Annotated in this window: 22 protein-coding genes; 6 read left to right on the forward strand and 16 right to left on the reverse strand. The window is 32.7% G+C overall.

The window, feature by feature from the left end:
• The 10 genes from ACP5QL_RS08715 to ACP5QL_RS08760 form a co-directional block, all read right to left on the reverse strand.
• Nucleotides 1–229, reverse strand: a 229-nt coding sequence (locus tag ACP5QL_RS08715; RefSeq protein ID WP_428127083.1) for a response regulator transcription factor, incomplete at its 3' end; no start/stop codon positions are given.
• Nucleotides 230–331: 102 nt separating this feature from the next.
• Nucleotides 332–877 (reverse strand): LuxR C-terminal-related transcriptional regulator, encoded by a 546-nt coding sequence (locus ACP5QL_RS08720; RefSeq protein WP_273333872.1) that lies wholly within the window; start codon nucleotides 875–877, stop codon nucleotides 332–334.
• A 122-nt stretch (nucleotides 878–999) separates the two neighbouring features.
• Nucleotides 1,000–1,467 carry a sensor histidine kinase gene (locus ACP5QL_RS08725; RefSeq protein ID WP_164930944.1) on the reverse strand — a complete coding sequence of 156 codons (468 nt, stop codon included), beginning with the start codon at nucleotides 1,465–1,467 and terminating at the stop codon, nucleotides 1,000–1,002.
• Nucleotides 1,464–4,130 carry a VWA domain-containing protein gene (locus tag ACP5QL_RS08730; RefSeq protein ID WP_272995971.1) on the reverse strand — a complete coding sequence of 889 codons (2,667 nt, stop codon included), beginning with the start codon at nucleotides 4,128–4,130 and terminating at the stop codon, nucleotides 1,464–1,466. Before ACP5QL_RS08730 ends, ACP5QL_RS08725 begins: the two co-directional genes overlap by 4 nt.
• Nucleotides 4,127–5,812, reverse strand: coding sequence for a vWA domain-containing protein (locus ACP5QL_RS08735; protein ID WP_272995972.1), 1,686 nt, complete (start codon nucleotides 5,810–5,812; stop codon nucleotides 4,127–4,129). The genes ACP5QL_RS08730 and ACP5QL_RS08735 overlap by 4 nt, the downstream gene beginning before the upstream one ends.
• Complete coding sequence (locus ACP5QL_RS08740; protein ID WP_424662076.1) at nucleotides 5,809–6,687, reverse strand: DUF58 domain-containing protein; 879 nt, start codon at nucleotides 6,685–6,687, stop codon at nucleotides 5,809–5,811. The genes ACP5QL_RS08735 and ACP5QL_RS08740 overlap by 4 nt, the downstream gene beginning before the upstream one ends.
• The gene (locus tag ACP5QL_RS08745) at nucleotides 6,687–7,664 is read right to left on the reverse strand and encodes an AAA family ATPase (RefSeq protein WP_272995976.1); all 978 of its coding nucleotides are present in this window, start codon (nucleotides 7,662–7,664) and stop codon (nucleotides 6,687–6,689) included. The genes ACP5QL_RS08740 and ACP5QL_RS08745 overlap by 1 nt, the downstream gene beginning before the upstream one ends.
• Before the next feature lie 15 nt (nucleotides 7,665–7,679).
• Nucleotides 7,680–8,558, reverse strand: coding sequence for a hypothetical protein (locus ACP5QL_RS08750; RefSeq protein ID WP_273333879.1), 879 nt, complete (start codon nucleotides 8,556–8,558; stop codon nucleotides 7,680–7,682).
• A gap of 378 nt (nucleotides 8,559–8,936) precedes the next feature.
• Complete coding sequence (locus ACP5QL_RS08755) at nucleotides 8,937–9,677, reverse strand: hypothetical protein (protein ID WP_012582645.1); 741 nt, start codon at nucleotides 9,675–9,677, stop codon at nucleotides 8,937–8,939.
• Between the two features lies 1 nt (nucleotide 9,678).
• Nucleotides 9,679–11,190, reverse strand: a complete 1,512-nt coding sequence (locus ACP5QL_RS08760) for a hypothetical protein (RefSeq protein ID WP_012582644.1) — start codon at nucleotides 11,188–11,190, stop codon at nucleotides 9,679–9,681.
• A gap of 39 nt (nucleotides 11,191–11,229) precedes the next feature.
• On the opposite strand from ACP5QL_RS08760, the gene ACP5QL_RS08765 reads away from it, so the two are divergent.
• Genes ACP5QL_RS08765 through ACP5QL_RS08775 form a run of 3 tightly spaced genes read left to right on the forward strand, consistent with a single transcriptional unit; the run spans nucleotide 11,230 to nucleotide 14,486 of the window.
• A complete protein-coding gene (locus tag ACP5QL_RS08765) occupies nucleotides 11,230–12,087 on the forward strand; it encodes a DMT family transporter (RefSeq protein WP_012582643.1) in 858 nt (285 codons plus the stop codon).
• Nucleotides 12,088–12,090: 3 nt separating this feature from the next.
• Complete coding sequence (locus ACP5QL_RS08770) at nucleotides 12,091–13,176, forward strand: alanine/ornithine racemase family PLP-dependent enzyme (protein ID WP_012582642.1); 1,086 nt, start codon at nucleotides 12,091–12,093, stop codon at nucleotides 13,174–13,176.
• Nucleotides 13,173–14,486, forward strand: coding sequence for a cyclic 2,3-diphosphoglycerate synthase (locus ACP5QL_RS08775; RefSeq protein ID WP_012582641.1), 1,314 nt, complete (start codon nucleotides 13,173–13,175; stop codon nucleotides 14,484–14,486). The genes ACP5QL_RS08770 and ACP5QL_RS08775 overlap by 4 nt, the downstream gene beginning before the upstream one ends.
• Here ACP5QL_RS08775 and ACP5QL_RS08780 read toward each other — a convergent pair.
• Together ACP5QL_RS08780 and ACP5QL_RS08785 are read right to left on the reverse strand one after the other, a co-directional pair.
• Nucleotides 14,479–16,791, reverse strand: a complete 2,313-nt coding sequence (locus ACP5QL_RS08780; RefSeq protein WP_428127099.1) for an HD domain-containing phosphohydrolase — start codon at nucleotides 16,789–16,791, stop codon at nucleotides 14,479–14,481. The two genes, ACP5QL_RS08775 and ACP5QL_RS08780, sit on opposite strands and share 8 nt — an antisense overlap.
• Nucleotides 16,792–16,857: 66 nt before the next feature.
• Complete coding sequence (locus ACP5QL_RS08785) at nucleotides 16,858–16,998, reverse strand: hypothetical protein (RefSeq protein WP_164930943.1); 141 nt, start codon at nucleotides 16,996–16,998, stop codon at nucleotides 16,858–16,860.
• Between the two features lie 199 nt (nucleotides 16,999–17,197).
• On the opposite strand from ACP5QL_RS08785, the gene ACP5QL_RS08790 reads away from it, so the two are divergent.
• The 3 genes from ACP5QL_RS08790 to nagA are packed head-to-tail and all read left to right on the forward strand — an operon-like array spanning nucleotide 17,198 to nucleotide 20,705.
• A complete protein-coding gene (locus ACP5QL_RS08790; protein WP_272995988.1) occupies nucleotides 17,198–18,832 on the forward strand; it encodes a hypothetical protein in 1,635 nt (544 codons plus the stop codon).
• Between the two features lie 7 nt (nucleotides 18,833–18,839).
• Nucleotides 18,840–19,562, forward strand: coding sequence for a sugar isomerase domain-containing protein (locus ACP5QL_RS08795; RefSeq protein ID WP_012582638.1), 723 nt, complete (start codon nucleotides 18,840–18,842; stop codon nucleotides 19,560–19,562).
• Nucleotides 19,563–20,705: an N-acetylglucosamine-6-phosphate deacetylase gene (gene nagA / locus ACP5QL_RS08800; RefSeq protein WP_012582637.1), complete on the forward strand. Its 1,143-nt coding sequence runs from the start codon at nucleotides 19,563–19,565 to the stop codon at nucleotides 20,703–20,705.
• Between the two features lie 3 nt (nucleotides 20,706–20,708).
• Here nagA and ACP5QL_RS08805 read toward each other — a convergent pair whose 3' ends face one another.
• From ACP5QL_RS08805 to ACP5QL_RS08820, 4 genes are all read right to left on the reverse strand, one after another.
• A complete protein-coding gene (locus tag ACP5QL_RS08805; RefSeq protein ID WP_273333889.1) occupies nucleotides 20,709–22,424 on the reverse strand; it encodes a beta-N-acetylhexosaminidase in 1,716 nt (571 codons plus the stop codon).
• A 53-nt stretch (nucleotides 22,425–22,477) separates the two neighbouring features.
• Nucleotides 22,478–23,521: a DUF362 domain-containing protein gene (locus ACP5QL_RS08810; protein ID WP_428127108.1), complete on the reverse strand. Its 1,044-nt coding sequence runs from the start codon at nucleotides 23,519–23,521 to the stop codon at nucleotides 22,478–22,480.
• A gap of 7 nt (nucleotides 23,522–23,528) precedes the next feature.
• Nucleotides 23,529–23,927, reverse strand: a complete 399-nt coding sequence (locus ACP5QL_RS08815; RefSeq protein ID WP_012582634.1) for a hypothetical protein — start codon at nucleotides 23,925–23,927, stop codon at nucleotides 23,529–23,531.
• A 96-nt stretch (nucleotides 23,928–24,023) separates the two neighbouring features.
• Nucleotides 24,024–24,700: fibronectin type III-like domain-contianing protein (locus ACP5QL_RS08820; RefSeq protein WP_428127112.1), on the reverse strand; the 677-nt coding region annotated here is incomplete at its 5' end.

The raw sequence follows: 24,700 nt of genomic DNA on the forward strand, positions 1-24,700 counted from the left end.
TTTTAAAAGGATTGTTTAGTTTTTTAAGCTCTTTTATTACTGAGAATCCATCCATATCAGGCATTACTATATCTACAAATACAATATCAGGATTTAAGTTTTGAAGACTTTCAATCCCTTCTTTTCCAGAGTAGGCATAGCCTATTACCTCAATTCCCTCTTCGGTAAGGAGTTTTATTGCTGAATTTATAAAATCTTTGCTATCATCTATGAGAAAGACTTTAACCATTGTTATTTCCTCCTTTAGTTTTTATGTTAAAAATAAAGAGGAATTTATGCTATAGGGTTTTTTCTGAGATTTTTATAGGAAAAACTCTTAGAGATAAAGAGTTTATAAGTCTATAAGTTTGTTTTTGATGGCAAATTTAACTAAACCAGGAATATCATAAATATTAAGTTTTTCCATTATTTGAGATTTATGAGCTTCTACAGTTTTAATGCTTATATTAAGCTTGTAGGCAATTTCTTTTGAGGAGTAGCCTTCTGCTATAAGTTTTAGGATCTCTTTTTGTCTTTCGGTGAGAGTTTTTAGTGGATTTTGCTCTTTTTGAAGATAGTCCTTTATAATTACCTTGGACACCTTAGGGGTTATGTAGGTATGTCCTTCAAATACTGACTTAATTGCTATTTCAAGCTCTGAGAAGGATGAGTCCTTTAATATGTATCCTTCTGCGCCATTTTTGAAAGCCTCTTTTACATATTCCTCTGAAAAATGCATGGTAAGAATTATTATTTTAGTATTGGGAGAAATTTCTTTGATCTTTTTACAGAAGGAAAGATTTTCTACCTCAGGCATAGATATATCAAGGAGAATAATATCAGGATTTAATTCTTTTGTCTTTGAGATGATTTCGTTTCCTGTACTTGCAACTATCAATGACCTCAATTTCTCCCCTTTCTTTTAGGAGAGCTTTAATTCCTTCTCTCACTAAAGTATGGTCATCAGCAATTAAGACTTTAATAGACATGGGGTCAATCTATAGTAAAACAAACTTTTATCTATGTCCCTTTCCCTATTTCACTATTGAGAGCTATTTTTCCTCCTAACAGTTCTGCCCTTTCTTTTACTTTCCATATCTCATCTACATTAAGGCCTATGCCATCATCTTTTATAGTTATCTCAACTATTTTATTTTCTTCTTTTATCTCTACATAAATGTTTTTGGCATTGGCATGTCTTATAGCATTTGTGATGCCTTCTTGTATGATACGAAACACCGAGATAGCATAGTCTTTTTCAAGTTTTTCTTCATTAAAATTAAATTTGTATTCAATATTTATATTGGCTCTTTCTGTCTGCTTTTGTATGTACCATTTTAGGGCAGATAGAAGTCCTAAATTGTCAAGCAGAGATGGTCTTAAATTCAGAGATATATCTCGTACTTCTTCTATGGTTTTATTTATGAGATTAATTGCATCCTCTTGGGCTTTTATTAAAAATTTACTTAAGCTTTCTTTCTCCTTCATTTCTTTTCCTTTCTTTTTCTTTCTTCCTCTTTAAGATGAGCTATAAACATTCTTGCTCTAAGTTCAAGGGTTACTGTCTCAAGCATGGAGGGAGTAGGCTTTTTGTTAAACTCTTCTATCATTTTACTTTCTACTTTCTTATACCATTCTTGATCTTCTACTATTTTTATTTTACCAAGAAGGTTTAATATTAATTCTTGAATTTCTTTCCATCTTCTTGAAATAAGTTCTACGAGGAAGAGAATTACGCAAGAGATTAATAGGGGAGTTGAGAGATCCTTTTTATCAGCATCCCAATAAGGCATTCTTCTAAAGACATCGGAAGGAGAAGATATAATCTTTCCTGAAGATATAGAAGTGATTTTTTGCGCTAATTCTTTATTAAAGGTTTTTGGGATAAACTCCTTTGAGTTTCCAAAGGACCAAGGTATTTTAGCTAAGATTTTATCGTTATCTTGTATAGTAATTTGATATTTCCCAAGTTTTTCTATAGGAAATATAGCCTCATAGGTCCCAGGTGCCTTTTGATAGAAGCTTCCTTTTATTTCTCTTCCCTGAATGTCAGTGAGGGTATATTTCAAATTGGCAAAGTTTATATAATTTCCATCTTTATCAGCATAAACTATATTTAAAATACCTTTCCCCTCCTCTTCCCTTATGGAAATTTGAATTTCGGATACCTGATGAGGAATTGCTTCTCTTAACATTTCACTGAAAAATTTCCCTAATTTATTCCACTTAAGCCACTCATCTCCCCAGTAGTTTTTTAAAGCAGAAGTGAAAGCTATTACTTGTCCAAGGCCAAATTGTCCTTTTGCTAAGATAGGATCTCCCTCAGGAGAGGAAAGTATAGTAGGATAAGGGTATCTTGAAGATGTAAGCACATATCCTTTTAATGGTGGAAATTCTATTTTTTCATCTGCTAAAGATTTTGGTATAAAGCTTTTTTCTACGATGTTAGATCTTAGTAGAGCCTTTGTTTCTGAGAGGAGGAGTTGGGGAAGATTTCTTATATTCCATGTGTGATAAAATCTACCATTCCCCCAATTAGCGATATCCTTTAAGAGGGGTATATTGGCATCTTCTCCTATCCCTATGGTTGAGACAGTAATTTTATATTTTGCCAAGTTTCTTACTAAGTTATAAAAGTCGCCTCCTTCTGTTTGACCATCAGTGATAGCGATAATATGCTTACTTTTTATAGGAACCTTAAGGAGAGATTCTCCAGCAGATTTTAAAGGAGGATATAGAGCGGTACCACCTCCGGGAGAGATTCTTGATATTAAACTTGCTGCCTCTTCTTTATTGGTGAGGGGTTGTAAGGGTACAATCCATTGATAGGAATGGTCAAAGGCAATGAGTCCAAAATAATCCTTATCTTCTAAAAGGTCCAAGACCAACTGAGCCGATTCTTTTGCAAGCTCCATCTTCATGTCTCCTCCAGAATAACTCCCCATACTTCCCGAGGCATCAAGAACTATAATTATGGCAACATTACTCTTTTTAAGTATCTGTTCTGGTTTTAAAGTTAAAGGCAATATTTCTTCTAAGGGAGTTCCATGGTAGTTTCCTGCAGAAAAACTTTTATCTCCTCCTAAGATTAGTAATGTACCTCCTTTGTCTATTACAAAATTTTTAAGAAGTTCCATTTTATCCAAAGGTAGATCTTCTTGAGGAATATTATCCATAATTACCCCTTGGTAAGAATTTAGATTCGAAATTTGGGAATAAGGTTTGAAGTCAATCACCACATCCCAGCCTTGTATCACAAGGGATTTTGCAAAAGTAGGGTTAAAATCTTTCCCTGCAAGATATAGAATTTTTGGTTTTCCTTGAATGTATATATAGGATGATGCCATATTATTTTCTTTGTAGGTATCTTCAGGAGAATATATTTCTGCTTCTATCTCTTTTAGCCCTGTATTTTTAGCCTTAAGAGATAAAGAGATTATGTTATCTTCTTGAAGATCTTTTAGATCCTGTATTTGCGATGTTCCGTCAAAGTTTATCTTTAATTTTGCTTCTTTTATACCATAACTTTTAATTCTTATACTGATAGGAAATTCTTGTCCCAAATGTCCTATATCAGAATTTTGAATTTTTTCTATGGATATCTCTTTATGGAAAGCAGTGTTTAATGGAAATATATCTATTTGTATTTTTTCCCTCTTTATTCTATCTTCAAGGTTTAAAACTCTTCCTGCATTTTCTTGAAGATCACTAAAGATGATTACTCTTGCTGGTTTTTCTTGAGGTTTAATAAGAAGTATTCTATTTAAAGCCTCTTCTATATTGGTAAAATATGGATTTTTAATGCCTGAAAGGTTAGAAAGATCAGTATTTTCTGAGAGATCTTGTTCCACATTTACATCTCCAGCAAAAGACACAAGTCCTACCCTATCGTAGCTCTTTTTACTATTCAGAGATTCTTTTATAAAACCTATTGCTCGCTCTTTTTCCCAAGAAGGAATACTGGCAGACTGATCTAATAGAAAGAAAGTGTTTACTCTATCAGAATAGGACATTATTTGCAATCCTGAAAGGGAAAAGAGAATAAGTAAAATCTCAATGGATCTTAAAATTGCTTTTTTCTTATACCTTTTTATTAGGAAATATATTATAGGGATTAGGACCAAAAATATGGGTTTTTCAAAGCTTATCATGTATAGATCCTTCCTCCCATATAAAGGAACATCTCAAAAATTATGGCAATTAAAGCAAAGAAAAGGAATATATAGGAAAGATCAAGATTAACATAAGCTTTTTCCTTAGGTCTTTTTTTAGCAAGGATAACCTCTTGAGATGTTATTTGGGGTTCTATGGTAGATTCTTTTTGTGAAAAAAGATTTATCGCATAGATTTTTTTGTCTTCTGGATTTTCATAAAATCCTGTAAAGTTAAGGTTTTCTTGTACTTGTTTTTGGGGATCATAAGATAGCATATATTTTAATAAATTGTATATGAAGAGGGGAAAAGAATCACGATAAATCCAAGATGTAGAAAGTAAATCAAAGGAAAGAATAATTCCCTCCATATTGTCCTCTTTTAAATAATATCCTACAGGACCCCTTGTGGAATATATAATAGGCCTTAATTTTTCGTCCTTAAATATGTAAGCATTATCTATTTGGATTCCATAAAGCTGTACAAATCTTAAAATAGGATGGTCTTCCCAGGAAAGTATCTTTACCTTTCCTATCTTCTCTATCTTATTAGGATCTATTCCTGGATATCCTCCTATAAAAAGGAATTTTCCAGGAAATTGAAAATAGGGAATTAAGCCATCAAAGATAAAAAAGTCATAATTTTTAAACTCTATATTCATAATATCCCTTTTTATCTCCACCTTAGTATCAGGTATAGATCTTAAAGCCTTTTCTAAGAAGGGATTTCCCATACTCACCATTAGAATCTTGGGGGAAAAGTCAGGGATATAAAAGTAGGCTGTGTTATCTTCTGAAAGATCATCTTTTATATCCAGGGATGCTTCAATTTTACCTTTTAGCAATGGCATCTCAAAAGTTAAGGTCTTTATTTCCTTTGGTTGTAAATAAGCTCTAGTTTTAATAATGTTTTTTCCGCTTTCCTTTACAGTTATTGGAACCTCTTCTGACTTATCACTGAAGTTTCCAATTTTCAAAAATATCTGAGAGATTCTTTCATTTTTTTGAAATACTCTTCCATCAATAATTCCAAGATTTCTCCCCTTTTTCCCAATTACATGTATAAAGTAATTGTTTTGAGAATTTTTAGGAATATTGAGCTCTTCAGTACCATCAGTGAATATATGTATATCGCAAGATTCTTTAGGAAAGAGATTTTCTGCATAGGTTATAGCAGAATTTATATTTCCCTCTCCTAAGAAGGGTTTTTCACTGCTTAATATCCTTTCAAGATCGGAATTTTTTCCTGCTGAAGTTAAAAGATATGGTTTATCCTTAGCAATAATGAGGGAGATTTTGTTATGAATATTTTTAGAAAGATTAATAATCTCTATTTTTGCTCTCTCAAAGCGAGATGGAAAGATATCCTCTGAGGTCATACTCGCCGATGAGTCTAATATAAATATTGTAGGTCTTCCTAATATTCTCTCAAAACTGAGTATAGGCTTTGAAAGGTAAAGAATAATAAAAAGAAGAGTTAAAATTTGCAAAAGAAGGATTAAATTTTTAGGAAGTTTTTTAAACCATCTTCCAATAGGTTCTTCTTTTAAAACTTTTTCCCATAAAATTAGGCTTGGGACCTTTAATCTTAATCTTTTTGGTTTTATAAGGTATAGGATTATCACTAATATTTCTAAGGAAAGAAGAGATAAGAAAAGGGGATTTAAAAATTTAAGGCTCATTTAATCCAACCACCTACTCGGAGATATTTTAATATAAGATCCTCTATGGGAATACTTGTTATACTTCTTAAATATTCTACGTTATAGAGCATAGTAAAAGATTCTATATGGTTTAAAAATTTTTCAAGGGCTTTCTGGTATTTTTGAATCATATACTCGTCAAGGAGAATGTCCATTTTTTCTCCTGTTTCACTATCAATGAGGGTAAGATTTCCTGAGAAAAAAGGAGAGATTTCTTCTTCACATATGGTATGTATAAGATATACAGGCATTTTCTTATATCTTGCATAAATTATTCCCTCTTCAAATTCTGAAGAGAGAAGGTCAGAAATAATTATGAGAATACCTTTCCTTTTCAAGGAAGAGGCATATTTTTTGACGGTTTCACTTATGTTTGTATTGCCCTCCGCTTTTATTTCATTCAAAAGATTCAATAGCCTATATATATTTTCTTTTTTTCTTTCTAAAGGCAGAGTTTCCTTGATTTTGTCTTGGAAGTAGGAAAAGGTAGTTTTTTCCCAGGAAGAAAGGCTAAGATAGGAAAAAGCTAAGGCAAGTTTTTTACCATAAAAGAATTTTGTTGGATTTCCAAAATCCATGGAAGAGGATGCATCAAGAAGAATGTGCACCTCTACATCTTCTTCCTCTTCAAAGAGCTTTACGAGAAATTTTTCAAATCTTGCATATATGTTCCAATCTAAATACCTTAATTCATCTCCAACTTGATAAGATCTGTAATCAGAAAATTCCGTTCCTCTTCCCATCTTAGGGCTCTTTCTTTCCCCAAGATGGCTTCTAAATCTTAGTCTCTTTACAGCAAGTCTTAGCTTTTCAAGTTTTTCTAAAAATTCCAGATCTAATTTTTCCTTTTCCATTAATATTCTTTTATCTCCTCAAGGATATTTTGGATTATCTCATCAGGAGTTATCCCTTCTGCTTCTCCTTCAAAGCTTAAAATAATTCTATGTCTTAGAGAAGGAATGGCTACTTTTTTTATATCTTTAAAGCTTACATTGGCTCGATTTTCAAAAAGGGATAATGCCTTTGCTCCTAATATTAAAGCTTGTGCTCCTCTTGGACTTGATCCATATTTTACGTATTTTTTCACCTTTTCTGTAGCATATTTGCTTTCAGGATGGGTAGCAAGCACGATTCTTACTGCATACTCTTTTACTGCCTTGGATATAGGCACACTTCTTACCAATTGTTTTAAAGCCTCTATGGTATTTCCATCAGCAACTTTTTCAACCTTGGGTATTTCTACATTAGTAGTCCTCTCTATAATCTCAAGGAGCTCCTCTTCTCCTGGGGGTGTAAGAATCAGTTTAAAGAAAAACCTATCTAATTGAGCCTCTGGAAGAGGATAGGTTCCCTCCATCTCAATGGGATTTTGTGTTGCCATAACAAAGAAAGGCTTTGGTAGAAGATAAATATTTCCACCAGAAGTTACGCTACCTTCTTGCATAGCCTCCAAAAGGGCAGACTGGGTTTTAGGTGTAGCTCTATTTATCTCATCTGCAAGGATTATGTTTGCAAAGATAGGACCCTCTTGGAATCTAAAGTGTTTTCTTCCACTCTCATCTTCAACAATTATATTGGTTCCTGTGATATCTGCTGGCATGAGATCGGGGGTAAATTGGATTCGGGAGAACTTTAAATTTAAAATCTCACTTAATGTTTTCACAAGTAAAGTTTTTCCAATACCGGGGACACCTTCAAGGAGCACATGTCCTCCTGAAAGGAGAGCTATAATTGTGAGATCAATGATCTCATCATATCCTACTATTACCTTACTGACTTCTTTTTTTATCTTTCCTACCACATCGGTAAAATCTTCAAGGGATAAAGCCAAATTAAACAACCTCCTTTATTGAGAAAAGTATAGTTTTAATATCTCTTGAAACTCCTTTGGAAGAATCCTTGAGGCTGTTGGATTTTCTTCTTCATAGGAAGGATTTAGGTTAATATTGCTTCCTGAAGCTTTTCTTCTTCCTTCCAAGGTAGGAGCTTGGAAGAGATAATTTTTACCTTCTTTTTCTGAAAGAGAGGGTGGTACATATATTTTTTCTCCTGAAAATACTCTTCTTTGACTTTCTGCTTCTCCAAGTTTTGTTTCTCTTTCTTCAGTTCCAGGAAGAGATCCTGTTTGTTTTGTATTTTCTGGCAATCCTTCACCAGGAGATGGATTTTGGAGCATTCTATCCTTTAATGACATCTCAGGAGGATTGTTATTTTCCAAAGTTGAACCCTCTTCTTTTTCTCCTGTTGGTTCCTTTAGGGAAGATTTTGAGGTTTGGTCCAAAAAAGCCTGATTCCTTCCTGCTGATGTAGGAAGGTTGCTGCTATCTATAGAAGCTTCTTTGCTTCCCTTTTGTTCTTCATTTTTATTTAGATTACTCTCCTTTTCCTCATTAGACTTTTCTGAGGAAGTTTTGACTTTATTATTTTTGAGAGTATTTTTGTCAAAATTATACTGGGATAGGAATTCCTCTAAGGATTTTGGCTTTTCAAGATCTTCTATTCTTTCTTTATTGTATTCCTCCTGGGAGATTCTCTCCTTTTTGAGATTTTCACTTGAAAGGTTATCTTCAAGGATTTTGCTTTTATTATTTATTATTCTTTGAGATTTTACCTCTTGTTTATTTTCCTTATTAGCATTATTTATGGCCTTTGATATGTCCTTAGGAAAGGAATACACAAGATTTAAAAAAAGAAGAAATAGAAAGAGTATTAATAGAGTTTTCAAGAGTTTGGAGGGCTTAAATTTATAAGCTTTGGAAAGTTCAATCTTGGAAAGTTTTTCTTCAAGATCTTTTTTTAATTTATCTATAAGCCCATAAGGATCATTTAAATTTTTATACTCCCAAAAGGTAATTAATCTTTCTTCTAAGGAATAATGTTTATCAGCATTTAGAATTAGCTTATAGTAATTAGGTTTTTTACTTAGCTTTATATAGAGGTAATAAATTATAGGAAGAAGAATTAAGATAGAGTTGATCCTTAAAGAAAAAAGATTTAAAAGAAGAATAATATTTAAAACAAAAAGAATAGCTATTGCTAAACCCTCAAGGAGGAAGTATAAATTTGCTTTCTTAATAAGTCTTTCTATGTTATCAAAAAAATATCATTCTTTTTCCTCTCCTTTATAATATTTTAACCTTTTTTGGGCGATGAGTATAGATATTAAAAAAATAAGTAAATAGAACAAAATAATTATAGGGATATGTTTTGGAGGATCAAAATTTACGCTTACATAGAGAATATTTTCTGCCCCTACAAGCCAGAGGATATTATTTAAAGGAAAGAGGAAAAAGGTAGATGGAAAAATAAAGGGAATTATTATGAAGACTAAATAAGAGATCCAATGGAAAAGCCAGTTTAGTGATGGATTTATAAAAGTAGACCATAAAGCTCCAAGTCCAATAAGAGGTATGGTATCTAATATTAAGAGGAAATAAAGCATAAAGATTCTGCTAATATCTCCTGAGAAGTTTATTATTAGATTAAAAGGAAAAAGAATTACAAAAAGGTAAAGAATATACAAAAGCGTGGAGAATACTCTTCCCAAGATGATATTAGGAATGGAGAGATCGGAATATTTTACAAGGCTTAGGGTTTTGAATTCCCTTTCTGCAAGAAGATTTCCAGAAGATATTAAAGAGGAAAGATAAGTTATAAAAAGGAAATGAGATAGGGAAAATATGAGAAATAAGTCAGGAATGGAGTATTTATTCACATCTAAGGTTTTTGAAGGCCAGAGTATGAGGGTGAGAATAACAATAATAAATATATAGATGAGCTCTGTCTTAAGATATTTTTTATCATTGATTTTAAATTTAAATTCTGTTATCCACCAAAGTCTCATTTTATTCTCCTAAGGGTATAATTAGGATATTGTCTCTATAAACCTCCGTTTTTATGTCATCAAAATTAAATTGATTCAGGGGCTCTTTTATTCTTCCCCAGAGAAGAATTCTTTTTTTAGAAATTAAAGAAGTTTTTAGGCGGTAATTTTTTAGAATTTCGTTAAGAAGAGAAGGTTCTTTAAGCCCACTTTTCCATACTGTTATGTCCTTTCTCTCCCCTTTTGTTATACTTCCTATGTAGTTTTCTGCATTTCCTAATTTTAATACTAAATCTCTTAATTCAAAATTTGAATTATTTTCAATGATAAGAATAAATCGATCGGGGAGTTCTTTGAAATCAATGTTTATAGGAAGAAAATGAAAGGAGAGTCCTTCTAAAAAATATACCCTATTTTTTTCTAAGATAATTTTTCCCTTGTTTTCTTTCCTATTAATAAAAAGGGATACTTTACCCTTTTGAGGCTGGTAGTAAGCGTTGTAAAGGAGAAAGATATTAGGCGAATAATTAAAGGAGATGTCCCTTTTAAAGGGGGAGAAGAGAGAAACATTAAAATAATTTTCCCCAACGAAAGTATTTGGATCGAGGTATATAAGGGATTTTTCTCCCACCGCAAGAGCATCTTTTTCAAAGGAATTTTTAACCTGAAATCCAAGGATAGAAAATATGGAAATAATTGTAAGAAAAGTAATAAAAGAAAATCTCTTTTTAAAAAGGAAATTTTTCCATAAGAACAAGGAAATAAAGTAAATGATTAACGCTGCTGTAATAATAAATCGGTCTGGGTATAGGAATTTTTGCCCTTGAAGAAGGCTAATGTCAGGGGTATAAAGAATAGTATTGTGAGGAATAGTGATATTGACTGGTGGTATTTTTAGTAATTCCAAAGGAATTTTTTTAACTTCGTCCGTGAAATAAACTCTTCCTGTAAGGATTTTATACATAGTAATGGAATTTTTTAAATTTGTGGGAAGTTTATCCCAAAAGGCTCTCTCAATTAATATAAGATCAAAGTTATCATAAGCTTTATAGTTTAAAGGAAGGAACTTTTCATCATATATTCTTAAGATTCGTGCTTTTTCCGAAAAGGGTAAAGAGGGTATATTTTTTCCAAGAATAAGAATAAGAGGAAGAACTATTCTCTCAAGGGAGATATCAATTTTTTCCTCTCTTATTAATTTGTTATTGTGCCATATCCTTAATCTTAGGGGATATCTAAAGTCAATAGGGGGAATTAAAAATTCTATCTTTTTATTAGAAAGGGGAGGAATTTCTATATTCTCTTGATAAACGGTTTCGCAATATCCTGCGTATCTTAATCCTTGGTTATATATAGCCTCTATATTAAGGGTTATTCTATTTCCAGGATTATAAATATCTATAAAGAGGGGTAAAAATCTTTCCAATTTCCATTCAGATTTTATTCCAAGGGAAATATCAAATATTAGCTCTTGAGAATAAGATATGGAAGTTAAAAATATTAATGCAAAAATTAATAAAATTATCTTTTTCATATTTAAATTATACAATTTTTTTGTGATAAAATAATTTCTATGATTATGGCTTATTTATTTTTACTGGGCAGGATCATACTTCTTGGCTATGAAAAAATTGTGGTAAAAAAAGTAGGAGATAAAAGCAATAGCATAGCCACATCTTTCCTATTTTTCTTAACCGCTACTTTGTTTCTTCTTCCCTTTGCCTTTGGAAAAAATGTGTCTTTGGATTTTGGAAGATTAAGATATGGGATACTAAGTGGATTTATCTATTCCATATCCTTTGTACTTTATGTTAAATCCTTATCTTTGGGAGAAGCATCCTTAGTAGGTCCTCTTTATAACTTTAATGTCTTTTTCCTTCTTATTTTGACTACTGTATTTCTAAGGGAGCCTTTTACTCTTCAAAAAATTGTTGGACTTTCACTTTTAGTTTATGGGGCTTCCTTTTTAAGTAAGCAAGAAAATCTTTTTAAATCCCTTAGGGTGCTTTTTGAAAAGAAAGAGACTCTTTTTATGTTGGGGAGTTCCTTCCTTATAGCCATAGGAAGGACCATTGATGGTTTTGTGGTGGGAAAGGTGGATCCTTTGTTTTATTGTTTCTTCCTTTATTTTGTAATAAGTATTTATCAGTTTATCTATATTCTCCTTAGGAAAGAATTGGGAGAAGTTTTGAAAATTTTTAAAGAAAAGGCTCTTCTTGTCTTTATTGCTGGGGCTATTAATGCTTATTCCTATTTATTTCTTCTCATTGCTTTTAAAAGTATAGATGTGAGTATTGCTGAGCCTCTTTCTATGTTGAGCATGATAATAACCTTGATCCTTGCCAAAAATATTTTTAAGGAGAATATAAGAGAGAGGACTATTGGCGTTTTAATTATGATCTTGGGAGCATGGATCCTTAATTGGAGATAAGTTATGAATATATGCTCTCCCTACTTAGAGATAAATCTTCCTGCTATCTATCATAATGCAAAGGTTATAGTAGAAAAAGGAAAGGAGCAGGGAATTTTAATTGATGGAGTTACCAAGGTATCCCTTGGAGATCCTAAGATTGCAAGAGTTCTTGTCAAGGCTGGAGTTTTTGGAATCTCTGACTCTCGAATTGAAAGTATAAAAAGGATGAAGGAGGATGGTTTAGATACTCAATTTACCCTTATAAGGCTTCCTTGTCTTTCCCAAGTGGAAGAGGAGATAAAATATGCAGATGTGTCTTTGAATTCAGAATTTATCACCCTTAAGGCTTTGAATGAGGCAGGAGAAAGACTTAAAAAGAAGCATAAAGTGATAATCATGGTAGAGATGGGGGATATAAGGGAGGGTATATGGAATAAAGAGGAGCTTTATTTTGTAATTGGAGAGGTTTTAAAGATGGAGAATCTTGAACTTTGGGGGATTGGCACTAATTTTACTTGTTTTGGAGGGGTTATTCCTACTGAGGAGAAGTATATAAGTTTTTTAGAGATTGTTAGAGATTTGGAGAAAAGATTTAATATATCCTTTCCTATGGTTTCTGGCGGAAATTCAAGTAGTATTTCCCTTCTTTTTGAGGGTAAAATTCCTTCTGGAATTAATCATTTAAGAATTGGTGAAGGAATCATGTTGGGAAGAGAAACATCGTATAGAAAACCTGTTTTAGGGGCAAGAACTGATACTTTTAAATTTGTGGGAGAAATTTTAGAGATAAAGGAGAAGCCATCTATCCCTTGGGGAATTATCGGAGAGGATGCTTTTGGGCATAAGCCTTCCTTTAAGGTAAGGGGGATAAGGAAGAGGGCTCTTCTTAATTTTGGAAGGCAGGATATAGATCCTGAGGGACTAATTCCAGAGACTTTTGGAATAGAGATTTTAGGTGCTACTTCCGATTATACAGTGGTGGATATTTCTGAAAATGATAGTTTAAAGGTTGGTGATAGTATAAGTTTCTCTTTAAATTATTCTGCTCTCTTACAAGCTTTTACATCTCCCTTTGTAAAGAAGATCTACAAGGAGGTAGATTTATGAAAAAGGTTATAATTATGGGGGCTGGAGGTAGGGATTTTCATAATTTTAATGTGATTTTTAAAGATAATCCTCAATATAAAGTGGTTGCCTTTACTGCTACTCAAATTCCTGGTATTGAGAATAGAATTTACCCAAAGGATCTTGCGGGAGATCTTTATCCTGATGGAATTCCCATATTTCCTGAGGAAGAGCTTCCCGAATTAATTAAGAGATATGAAGTAGATGAAGTGGTATTTTCCTATAGCGATGTCTCTTATAATTATGTGATGCAAAGGGCGAGTCTCGTACTCTCTTTGGGAGTAGATTTTAGATTGTTGGGTACAGAGACTATGTTAAAAAGCAAAAAACCTGTAGTGGCAATATGTGCGGTGAGAACAGGTTCTGGAAAAAGTCAGACCACAAGGTATGTGGTGAGAGTGTTAAGAGATATGGGGCTTAAAACTGTAGTAGTTAGACATCCTATGCCCTATGGGGATTTTTTGAGGCAGAAAGTTCAGAGGTTTGAGAAAATGGAAGATCTTGATACTCATGAATGTACCATTGAAGAGAGAGAAGAGTATGAGCCTCATATAAGGCAAAAAGCTATAGTCTATGCAGGAGTGGACTACAAAGAGATATTAAAGGAGGCTGAAAGTGAAGCTGATGTAATTGTCTGGGATGGAGGAAATAATGATTTTCCATTTTATAGACCTGATCTTTATATTACCGTAGTGGATCCCTATAGGTCTGGACATGAACTTTCTTATTATCCTGGAGAAATAAATTTGATCCTTGCAAATGTGGTTGTGGTAAATAAGGTTGATACTGCACCAAAGAATAAAGTTCAAGAAGTAGTGGAGAATGTAAGAAAAAGAAATAAGAAGTGCCAGATAATTTATGCTAAATCACCTATTAGGGCAGAAAAAGAAGAGGATATTAAAGGTAAAAAGGTTCTTGTAGTGGAAGATGGACCTACGGTGACTCATGGAGAGATGCCTTTTGGAGCGGGTTATATCTTTGCAAGGGAGAAGGGAGCTATAATTGTGAATCCAAGGGATTATGCCGTAGGAAGTATAAAAGAAGCCTATGAGAAGTATACTCACCTAAGGGAAGTTCTTCCTGCTCTTGGTTATAGTAAGGAACAACTTAAGGAACTTGAGGAGACCATTAACAAATTTGATGGTGAGTATGTGATAATTGGAACTCCTATTGATTTGAGAAGGGTAATTAATATTAAAAAGAAGACTATAAGGATTTTTTATGAGTATGAAGACTATGGAGAGAAGACTTTAAAAGATTTAATAAAGGAGTGGTGGAATAATCTTAGCTAAATCTTACTTTGCTCATTAAGATCATCTCAATAAAATAATCAGAAAGGTATGGATCAAACTGGGAACCTTTACATCTTTTTATCTCTTCTATAGCCTCATCAATAGTTAACCTCTTTTTATAAGGTCTATAAGCAGTCATAGCTTGAAAACTATCAGCAAGGGTAAGAATTCGGGAATAAAAAGGTATATCTTCTCCTGAAATTCCATCAGGATACCCTTTTCCATCCCATCTTTCATGGTGATGTCTTATTAGCTTTCCAATCTCTCTAAAGGCAGAGACGTTTTGAAGAATCTCTTCGCCCCATACGGTATGCATTTTCATAATCATATACTCTTCATCGGAAAGTTTTCCAGGTTTTTTCAAAATATAATCAGGAACTTTTATTTTACCAATATCATGTAGATATCCAGCATACTCTAATATTCTTAGTTCTTCATCATTTAAACCTATGTATTTCCCAAAGTTTACAGCAATATTTCTCACTTCTCGGGAATGTCCTCCTGTGTAGGGATCTCTTGCGTCAATCATCTCTACAAGTACAATTAATGATTCTCTGTTTAATCTATATATTCTGTTTTCTAAATCTTCTTTATAAAGTAAAGAAGAAAGAACAGGACTTATTTTTTCTACAATTTCTAAATCCCTTTGATCAAATTTTTTAGATTCTCTTAGACTGTTTATATTTAAAACTCCTACCAATTTGTCATTGTGAATTAATGGATAACATATGGAAGATTTTATATTAAACCGAGGTTCAATTATTAAGAATCTGCTATCTTTGTAAGCGTCCTCAAGGATTAAAGGCTCTCTATGTTGGGCTACCCAACCAGCTATACCCTCTCCCATTCTTAGTACTGTATTTTCTACTACTTCCTTAGGAATCCCACAACTTGCAAAGATTTTTAGAGTATTTTCATCCTCATCATAAGCCATAATTGATCCTGCGTCAGCATCTAATATGTTTAAAGTTCTTCTTAATATGCTTTCAAGGAATAGGTTTTTTTCAATTTTCTCTGAGAAGAGATCAATGATTTCTGATATTTCCTTTTCTTTCTTTAACCTCTTTTTTAGGTTTATATCTTCAACAGTATGCTTAAACTCTTCTAAGAGGAGGTCAAAAATTCCTTGGGGAATTTCTTTCTCATAACAGATAACATATTGAATTTTGTTTTCTATAATAGTATATACATTGTTTGGAGTTGACTTTTCTAAGTCTTCAATTTTTATTTTTAGAGAATCTTGCTTAGGGTATAAAGTCAGAAATTCATTGTTTAATCTTTTTAATATTTTTATATCATTTTCAGGAAAAAGATCCTTTAATTTTTCATAAAAAATTCTCTCTACATCCTCAATATTCTTGTTAGATATATCTCTCAAGAATTCATACCCTATAATCAATTCTTCATACTTTCTTTTATTTTCTTCAAGAAGTGTTCTTATCTCTTTAGTTTGTCTTTCAACCTCTTTCTTTAAATATCTTCTACTTCCAAGGATCCAAAGGAAGACAAAAGCTAAAAGAGAAAAAAGAATTAAAAGCCCTTGAGTTTGACTTTCTTTCTTCTTTATTTCAAGTCTTAAAAGAATTTCTTCGCCAAACCATTTTTGCAAAAGGTCAGTGTACTTTGGGGATTTTATTATCTCATCAATTGCCTTTTTAATGGTTAGGAAATATGGGCTTCCTTTAGGAAGAGCAATTCCAGAGTAATTGGTAAATAATTTGTCAGGGAGGATTTTAAGTTTATCATTCCAGTTATTTTGAGCAATAAGCCATTTAGCTGCATAATAGTTAATGACTCCAGCATCTACATCTTTCCTTAAAATTCCTAAAAGTACGTCTTTTGATGACTCATAAGGGATAGTTTGAGTAATATCTTTTAAGAAGATATGGGCCACATCAAGGTTAAATACTCCTACTTTTTTCTTCTTTAGGTCCATAAAATTATTTATGGGGGAACCAATGGGTACGATAATTACACTAAAGCTTTCTAAGTATGGTACAAAATCATATCTCTTCTTTCTTTCTTCTGTGATTCTCATAAATTCTATTCCGTCTACTTTACCTGTGTTTAAGAGCTCTACTGCTTTTTCCCATGGGACAAGCTTTATCTCAATGGTTTTATTTATTTTTTTGGAAAGTTCATTAACAATATCCACTGCAAAACCTTTAGGATTTCCCTGCGAATCCAAATACTCTATAGGAGGTAAGTTAAAATCGCCTGCAAAAGTAAGGCTTTCTTTCTTTTCACCTAAGGAGAAGGGTGTAATTAGAATTATTATTAATATTATTGAAAATAGTTTCTTCATGAATTTTATTTTAACAAAAATAAAAAAGGAGAGGAACCCTTCTTCGGGCCCCCTCCCCCCTCAAGCTTACTTGGAAGATACCTCTAATACAACTTCTATTGGGGGTTTAGAGCTAAATGTCTGATTTCCACCAGGAGCTTCATCTGCTAACACAATATTTAATAAGGTTAAAAGAGCTATTATAACAATTGCAATTATCTTCTTCATTTTTTAGCTACCTCTCTTCCAAATGCTCTTTTGATTTTTAATATAAAAGATTACATTTGATAATCAAATCATGTAGTCTTTAAAAATCTTTATTTTTAAAGTGTTTGTAGCAGCTAAAAATGTCTATAAAGAGAAAATTAGGATTTAGAGGTTTTTACAGTTATTTCTGATATAATAAATTTAAATTATGTATAAAAAGGTGCCTGTCATTGTCTATATTTTATTTAAATATGGTAACTTTTCTAAGCCATTTTTGAATCTGATTTTAGAAGAAGAGTTACCAGAGGAATGGTATTATTATTTTATTGCTCAAAGGTATAAGTGGATGGGAAGCTGGGAGAAAGGGTTAGCTATAATTGATAGAATTCAAAAGAGGGAAATAAATAATTTAACTCTTTATTTTTTATTATTAGCAGACAAATTGGCTTTTTTAAAATTCCTCAAAGAACCATCAGCAGATATAATCTTTGAGGAACTTAGAAAAGACTTCTTTAAAATCCCTCTTCTTGCAAGAAAGATTATTGCACCTACTCTTTGGGATTATTTTATAACTAAATTCTCTCAAAGAGGGGTTTCAAAGTTAAGATTATGGAGTAAAGATTATATAGAAGATGAGTCCACCTATTTATTTATACTTTTTAATAGGGCAAACGAAGAGGCAAAAAGGGGAAATTTAAAAAGAGCAATCAAAGGGTATTTTCAGGGCATAAAGATAGCAAAAGATATACCTCATCCTACGGGTTTGATTTATTGTTTGAATAATTCAGCTTGGTATTTGAAAGATAAACATCCTTTATTGGCTTTAAAACTTGCAAAAGACGCAGTTTATTATTGGGGATATTTCCGGGAAAACTTGGAGAGTGGTTTTTTTGCTCTTGATACCCTTTTCCATATTCAGAGAAAGTTAAGGCAGAGTGATATTTTTGAGATGGGAGAAGTTATTCTTCATCTTTATGAAAAACTTCCTGAAGGAAAGGGATGGGGGACAAAGGAGCACTATAAGGAACTTAAAGAGTTTTTTGAAAAAAGAAAATTAAATTTGGATTTAGATATCTATGAGAACAATTATGAACTGAGGGATTATTTGAAAAGACTCTTTAAAGATAAAAATTTAAGTGTGCTTTCTGAAGAATTGAAGATTACTAAGACAAATCTTTCAACCCTTCTTAAGGGATGGACCCTAAGGGTAAAAGGTATGACTATAAGGAAGATCTTAGATAAATATATGGGGGTGGATCCTTTTGAGGCTCCCTTTCCCATACTAAATGAGTTTTTAAAGGAAAAAATAAAAAGAGAGTATTTTGAGAAAAATAGAGAAAATTTTATTAAACTCTTCCTTGAAGAAAGGATAATTAACTTTGTCACTACTTATATGAGCCTTATTAATAGGGATTATTTCAAGAGAGATAAGAACTTAGAAAAATTAATAAGAGCTATAAGGGAAGATTTTGATGAATTCTTAAAAAAAGTGGATAAAGATTTGTACCTTATGGATTTTATAAATAAAATTTTTTCATCGGATCCTGTGGTAGAGGCAAGAAAGTGTTTGGCTCTTAAATTCATCAATACTCTTCCTAAAGGTAAAAGAATGAAGTTTATAAATAAATACATTTCTTTAAAGGAGAAAGAAAGAAATATGATAGATGTTTTTGTAAGAAATTATGTAAGGTACGACTTAAAGTGGGAAACAACTCCTGAATCTAAGTGTATTCCAGAAAAATTTTTAAAGTATTACCGTGTAAAAAAGACTCCTTTAATTCTTTCTATCTATTACTTTGATAAAAGACTCCAAAGAAGAAAGTTAATAAATTTACTTGACCAAATGGTGATATAATAATTCTATGAGATACCTAAAGAGTATGATAGTGCTCTTAGAAGAGCTGGAAAAGGAAGAAGAAAGTTTTCATAAGGTGATAGATAAAACTGTTGATGTTATTAGGAATGGAGGAATAATACATATTTTGGGTTATGGACACTATAATGCTATACCTATGGAGTTATTTTTTAAACCTGGAGTTTTATCTTGCATAAATCCTATTTTAGATATTTCCACTTTATATCCTGAGAATATTTATAAGGCTAATTATCTTGAAAAGATTGAAGACTATGGAAAAAACTTGATATCTAACGAGAATATAAAGGAAAGTGATATTCTCTATATAATTTCTTATACTGGAAGGGATTTTATTGCCATTGATGCTTGTCTTGAGGCAAAGAAAAAGGGGATTTTTACTATTGGATTTATTAATAGGGAGAATTCAATAAAACCTTCAAAGCATTCCTCTAAGAAAAATTTAAAGGATCTTGTGGATCTTGCTGTTTTACTTCCTGGTCCTTCCGATGAACTTTTACTGTCTTTAAAGGAAAATAAGGATGTGAGAGTGGGGAATTTGGGAGTTTTACTTCCTCTTTTGGTAATCAATGATATTCTTGTTGAGGTAATTTACAAAATTGAGGAGATAGGTATCATCCCTCCTGTTTTTAGGCTTCCTATCAATGAGAAAAATAAGGAGATTAATAAGAAGTTAATAGACATTTATAAAGAAAAAATTAGGGGGTTTTAAATGGGAGTAAATATTTTGGGAAAAATAATATTAAAGGATAGAATTTTTGAAGATGGAGTTTTGAAGATTGAAAATGGAAAGATAGTTTATATTGGGGAAAAAAAAGAAAGTAAGATAGATAATATAGATTATGACTTTAGTGATTTTTACATCTCTCCTGGTTTTATTGATATTCATATCCATGGAGCTTTTGGAGGAGATTTTTTGGATTGTGAGTATGAAGAGATAGAAAAAATAGCTATTTTTTTAGCATCAAAAGGAGTGGTAGGATTTCTTCCTACCATAGTGACCGCTCCTATAAAGGATATGAGAGAGGCTGTTAAAAAGTTAGAGAAGTACATAAGGAATCAGAAAAATGGTGGGAAGGCTTTGGGGATACACTTAGAAGGTCCTTTTTTGAACTCTAAATATAAAGGAGCCCAACCTGAAGAGTATATTATAAAGCCCGATATTAATATTTTAGAGAAACTATACTCTCCTTATTTGAGAGTTATGACCATTGCTCCTGAGATAGATGATGAATTTAAAGTAATAAAATATCTTAAAGAAAGAAATGTGATTGTTTCTGCAGGTCATACTGATGCCTCCTATGATTTAATGAGAGATGCAGCTTTAAATGGAGTTTCTCATATTACTCATCTTTTTAATGGTATGAGACCTCTTCATCATAGGGAACCTGGAATTGTCGGCTACGCCCTGGTTAATGACCATGTGAGCGTGGAGGTTATTGCTGATGGTTATCATTTGTCTGATGTGATTTTAAAAATGGTAGTTAAATTGAAGCCGAGGTATAAAGTTTTGCTTATTACAGATGCTATAATGGCCACAGGACTTGAAGATGGAGAGTATAGACTTTCAAATCAAAGGGTGATTGTTAAGAATGGAAGGGCAGTTCTTGAGTCTGGTTCTCTTGCGGGAAGTACCCTTACTATGGATAAAGCGATAAGAAATATTATACAGATGGCTGGAGTAAATATTATAGATGCTGTTTATATGGCTTCCTATTCTCCTGCAAGGCTTCTTGGATTGGAGAATAGGAAAGGTAGTATAGAGGTAGGAAAGGATGCTGATATTACTGTTTTTGATGAAGGTTTTAATATAAAAATGACTATGGTGGAGGGGAAGAAGGTCTTCTCCCCCTAAATTTTAATAGATTTCTAAGTCTGCTCTTCCTCCTGCCCCATAGATTTTATTGATTACCTTTTCAAGATTCTCCTTCTTTCTTTCAGAAAGCCAAAGCTCTGCATACTTATTGCCAAAACTTATAAAATCAGAAAATTTTAATCTTCCCTTAACTCTATTTAGGGAGATCTTTAGCATATCTCTTATAAGGGATAAATCTTCAGGTAGATTTACATGAGAGACGGCATTCAAAACCTCTTCATATTTATCCTTTAGTTTTTCCTTATTAGAAAGAAGACTTGTTATTCCCAAGTAATAGTCAGCCCAAAAATCTCCAGTGGATTTTCTTTCTTTGTCTTTTAATATTTCAGTAGCATATCTATATATTTGATCTCCAAGAAACACATGCTTAATGGTTTCTGCTATATCATTTTGCCCTAAAGTTTTTCTTACTTCAAGAACTTCTTTATCTTCTCTTTTCAGTGCAAGCCATTTTTCTTCCCAATTTCCATTACCCTCTGCGATCTCCATGGTGGCAAGGATAAGAGGATCTAAGAAGGAGTATAAACATTCTGCTCCATCATCTCCCCAAGAAGTAAGTAGAAAACCAGGAAGTTTCTCTTTTCTTGCAGGGATCAAGAAGTTAGTAATATTGGTAAGAGCAATGTCAAAGTTAGGATAAAATCTATTCCAATTGGAAAGTCCTGGACATGCAAGCTCTTTTTCTTTTCTCTTTCCAAACATATTTATTTTATTTTGGAAATGGTCTTGAGGAAGGTGAGTATAATCCCAATTTGCTATTACCGTTTCATCCCAAATATTACTTTCTAAAACAATTCTCCATCTTTCTTTTTCCTCTTCTCTTAAATACATACCTGTTAGCATATCTCCCCATACCATAGGGATTTTTCCACTCTCTTTCACCTTATAGATTAAATTTCTGTGATACATCTCAAAAAGCTCTGGTCCCTTGAATATTCCTTCTTTGTCAAGACTTCTTCCTCTTCCAAGTGCCCAGGTTTCATCGCCACCTATATGGACATATTTTGATGGGAAAAAGTTTATTACTTCTTCTAAGAGTTCATAGGTAAATTTTCTTGCCTCATCATTGGATACATCTATACAGCCTTCATCGGGTCTGTGCCATTCACTAAATTTCATAAAATTAGGGAGTACTAATATATTTTCCATATGTCCACAGAGCTCAAGGGAAGGAAATACTTCTATGTTTAACCTTCTTCCATAGTTAATGATTTCTCTTATTTCCTCTTCTGTAAGTCTTCCCCTTAGGGCCCCTATCTCAGGATATTTTTTCCAAGGAAAGAGATCTTCAAAATAAATGGCGAAGTAGTTGTATTTTAGAATAAAAAGCCACTTTAAGATTCTTTTGAATTCTCTTAAGTGAGGAACTCCACCCCTGGCAATATCTAAATGATAGCCACGAAATTTAAAGGAAAATTCTTCTTCTATTATTACCTTAGGAAGCTTGTTGGGATTTTGCATTAGAAGTTGAAGAATAGTAGCATAAGCTATATTTTCGTCTCCCCATATTATTACCTCATCTTCTTTGATTTCTATTCCATTTCCTTTTTTTTCAATTTTTCTTATTCTTAAGCTTCCTTTAGGGATGTGAAATTCTTGAGATAAAAATTCTGGAAAGTTTTCAAAGCCCTTAAACTCAAGCCATTTTCCCATAAATTCTAACCTTTTTGGCTCCGGAACAATAAATATTTTTTCCATAATCTGCCATAGACCCCCTTTAAATAGTAATCTTAGTTTACTATTATAGCATGTTATTTTATTCTTAGCAGTAATTTTTCTCTATCCACATTAGAAGTCTTCAAATTGATTAAATCAGGATTGTTTATTCCTATACCGAGTTCTATGGCTCTTTTTATCTGAGGATGTTCCCACATATTTTTATTCTGAATTTCTTGGGTAGTACCAAGAAGTTTCAATAGGGATAAGCCTGTAATATCACAAGCAATTCTATCAGTGGATGCTATAACCATTCCTAATTCCCTTTCTTCTCCTTTTGCAGGTCCTCCTCTTACAAATACCTTGGAGGCATCAAGTATATTTAGGGAGGGACTAAAGGCAATATTTAATTCTCCAATCATCTCTTTTAGGTATCTTGAACTGTGCATTATTACCCTATCTTGTCTATGTATGAAACCCACGAAGTTTTTTAAGGACATGGTAAAATCTGCTATAGAATGAGTCTTTACTACTGCTACATTTATGATATGATCTACTTCTTTCACAATCTTAGGTATTCTGAAACCTCTATCCCAGTATTTTAATCCCTCAGGTTTTACCCAAATCCATTCCATATTATCCAAAGCATAAACTTCTACTCCTGCTCTTTGGGCTACTTTAAGTATTCCTGTGGCTTCCATATTTTTCAAAGTGTTGGGCCAGGGAATGCCTGATGAGTCTGCAACAATGATCCTTTTTGCTCCTTTTTCTTTTACCATTTCAATTACTTCTGCCAAAACTTCCGGATTTGTAGTCCCTGGATATGGATCATTGGAATTTACATTTGGTTTAATTAAAACAGTGTCTCCTGGTTTTATAAAATTCATTCCTCCACAAAGCTCTATTGCTTTTTTAACTGATTTTCTTATATTCTCCTCCTTAGCAACTCCCACATCCACAATTTGGGGTATCTTTCTCTCTTGATTTATAACTTCAATGCTATTTTGGGCTACATAAATTGGATTATTAGGGATTTTAAATATGGATTCTTGTTTTAAGTTTTCTTGTTTTGACAGGCTCTGGGAAAGTAAAAAAAGAGTACCTAAACCTATAGTGAGGTATTTCTTTCTATTTTCCATAAAAAATTTATCCCCCCTCTTTTACTTTTTTTAATAAGAACTCTGCAAATTCCTCATAAGGTTTTATATCTTTGCTGTTTATAGAGATTCCAATCTGTAAATTTTTCCCATGTATTATGAGAAAGGTAGGTCTCCAGAGAAGATATATGAGAAGAGAGATAAAGGAAAGGAGATAAAGTCTTCCCATAAGGAAGGCAAGGAAAAGAAAAGAGAAGATTTTATCGCCCTTTTGGGTGATTTCTATACCCTCTATTTCTCTAAGAAGAAGGTAAGTTTTTCTTTCCTCAAAAAAGACTTTTCTTTTCTCTACAAGGACGTCTCCTTCTATTTCTAAGGTGCTTTCTCCTATGAGAAGGTCCGATGGGAGAGATAACCAAACTGTTGCAGGTCTTCCTATAACTTTCATTTTTATACCCCCTACTTGGAAATTTAATAAAAAAGGAGGAGAAGTTTTTAATACTCCTCCTCCCTTATTATATCAATTTTAAATTAAGGCTTAATTTTAGCTATTAAGTTCTCTCAGTAGGTTTTCTACTATTTCTGGTGTGATTTTTCCTTGACCAAAGTGAATAAGGCTTCGAAGAGGCATGTATTTCATCATCTCTGCAAAGTTCATGATTGCTTCTTCCGATGAAAAGGCAGGAAAGGCACTTGCAAACTGCTGTAGTATATCCTTAAACTTCTCCCATGCTATAGGGTCCCTCATAATATCCCCAATAGTAGAATTAATATGGTAAGTTTTCTTTATCTTTGTGGTAGACTTAACAAATACTTTATCCCTTAGCACAATATCCCTTGATGACTTCCCAATTAATATCTCAAAATCTCCATCCTCCACATACCAATCCTTTATGTCTATGTTATAGAAGGCAAAAGCCCTCTTATCAAGATAAAACACTACTTCCTTTTCTTCTCCTGGCTCAAGCTCTACCTTCTCAAATCCCTTTAGCTCCTTCTCAGGCCTTATATAGCTACTTTCCACATCCCTCACATATAACTGCACTACTTCTTTACCTTTTACCTTCCCCGTATTCTTTACCTTCACACTTACCTTAAGTACTTCATCATCTCTCATCTCTTTCTTGTCAAGCTTTAAGTCTGAATACTCAAAGGTAGTATAGGAAAGACCATATCCAAAGGGAAACAATACTTCCATCTCCTTCTTATCATAATACCTAT

The sequence above is a fragment of the Dictyoglomus sp. genome (assembly GCF_049968615.1).
Taxonomy (GTDB): domain Bacteria; phylum Dictyoglomota; class Dictyoglomia; order Dictyoglomales; family Dictyoglomaceae; genus Dictyoglomus; species Dictyoglomus turgidum.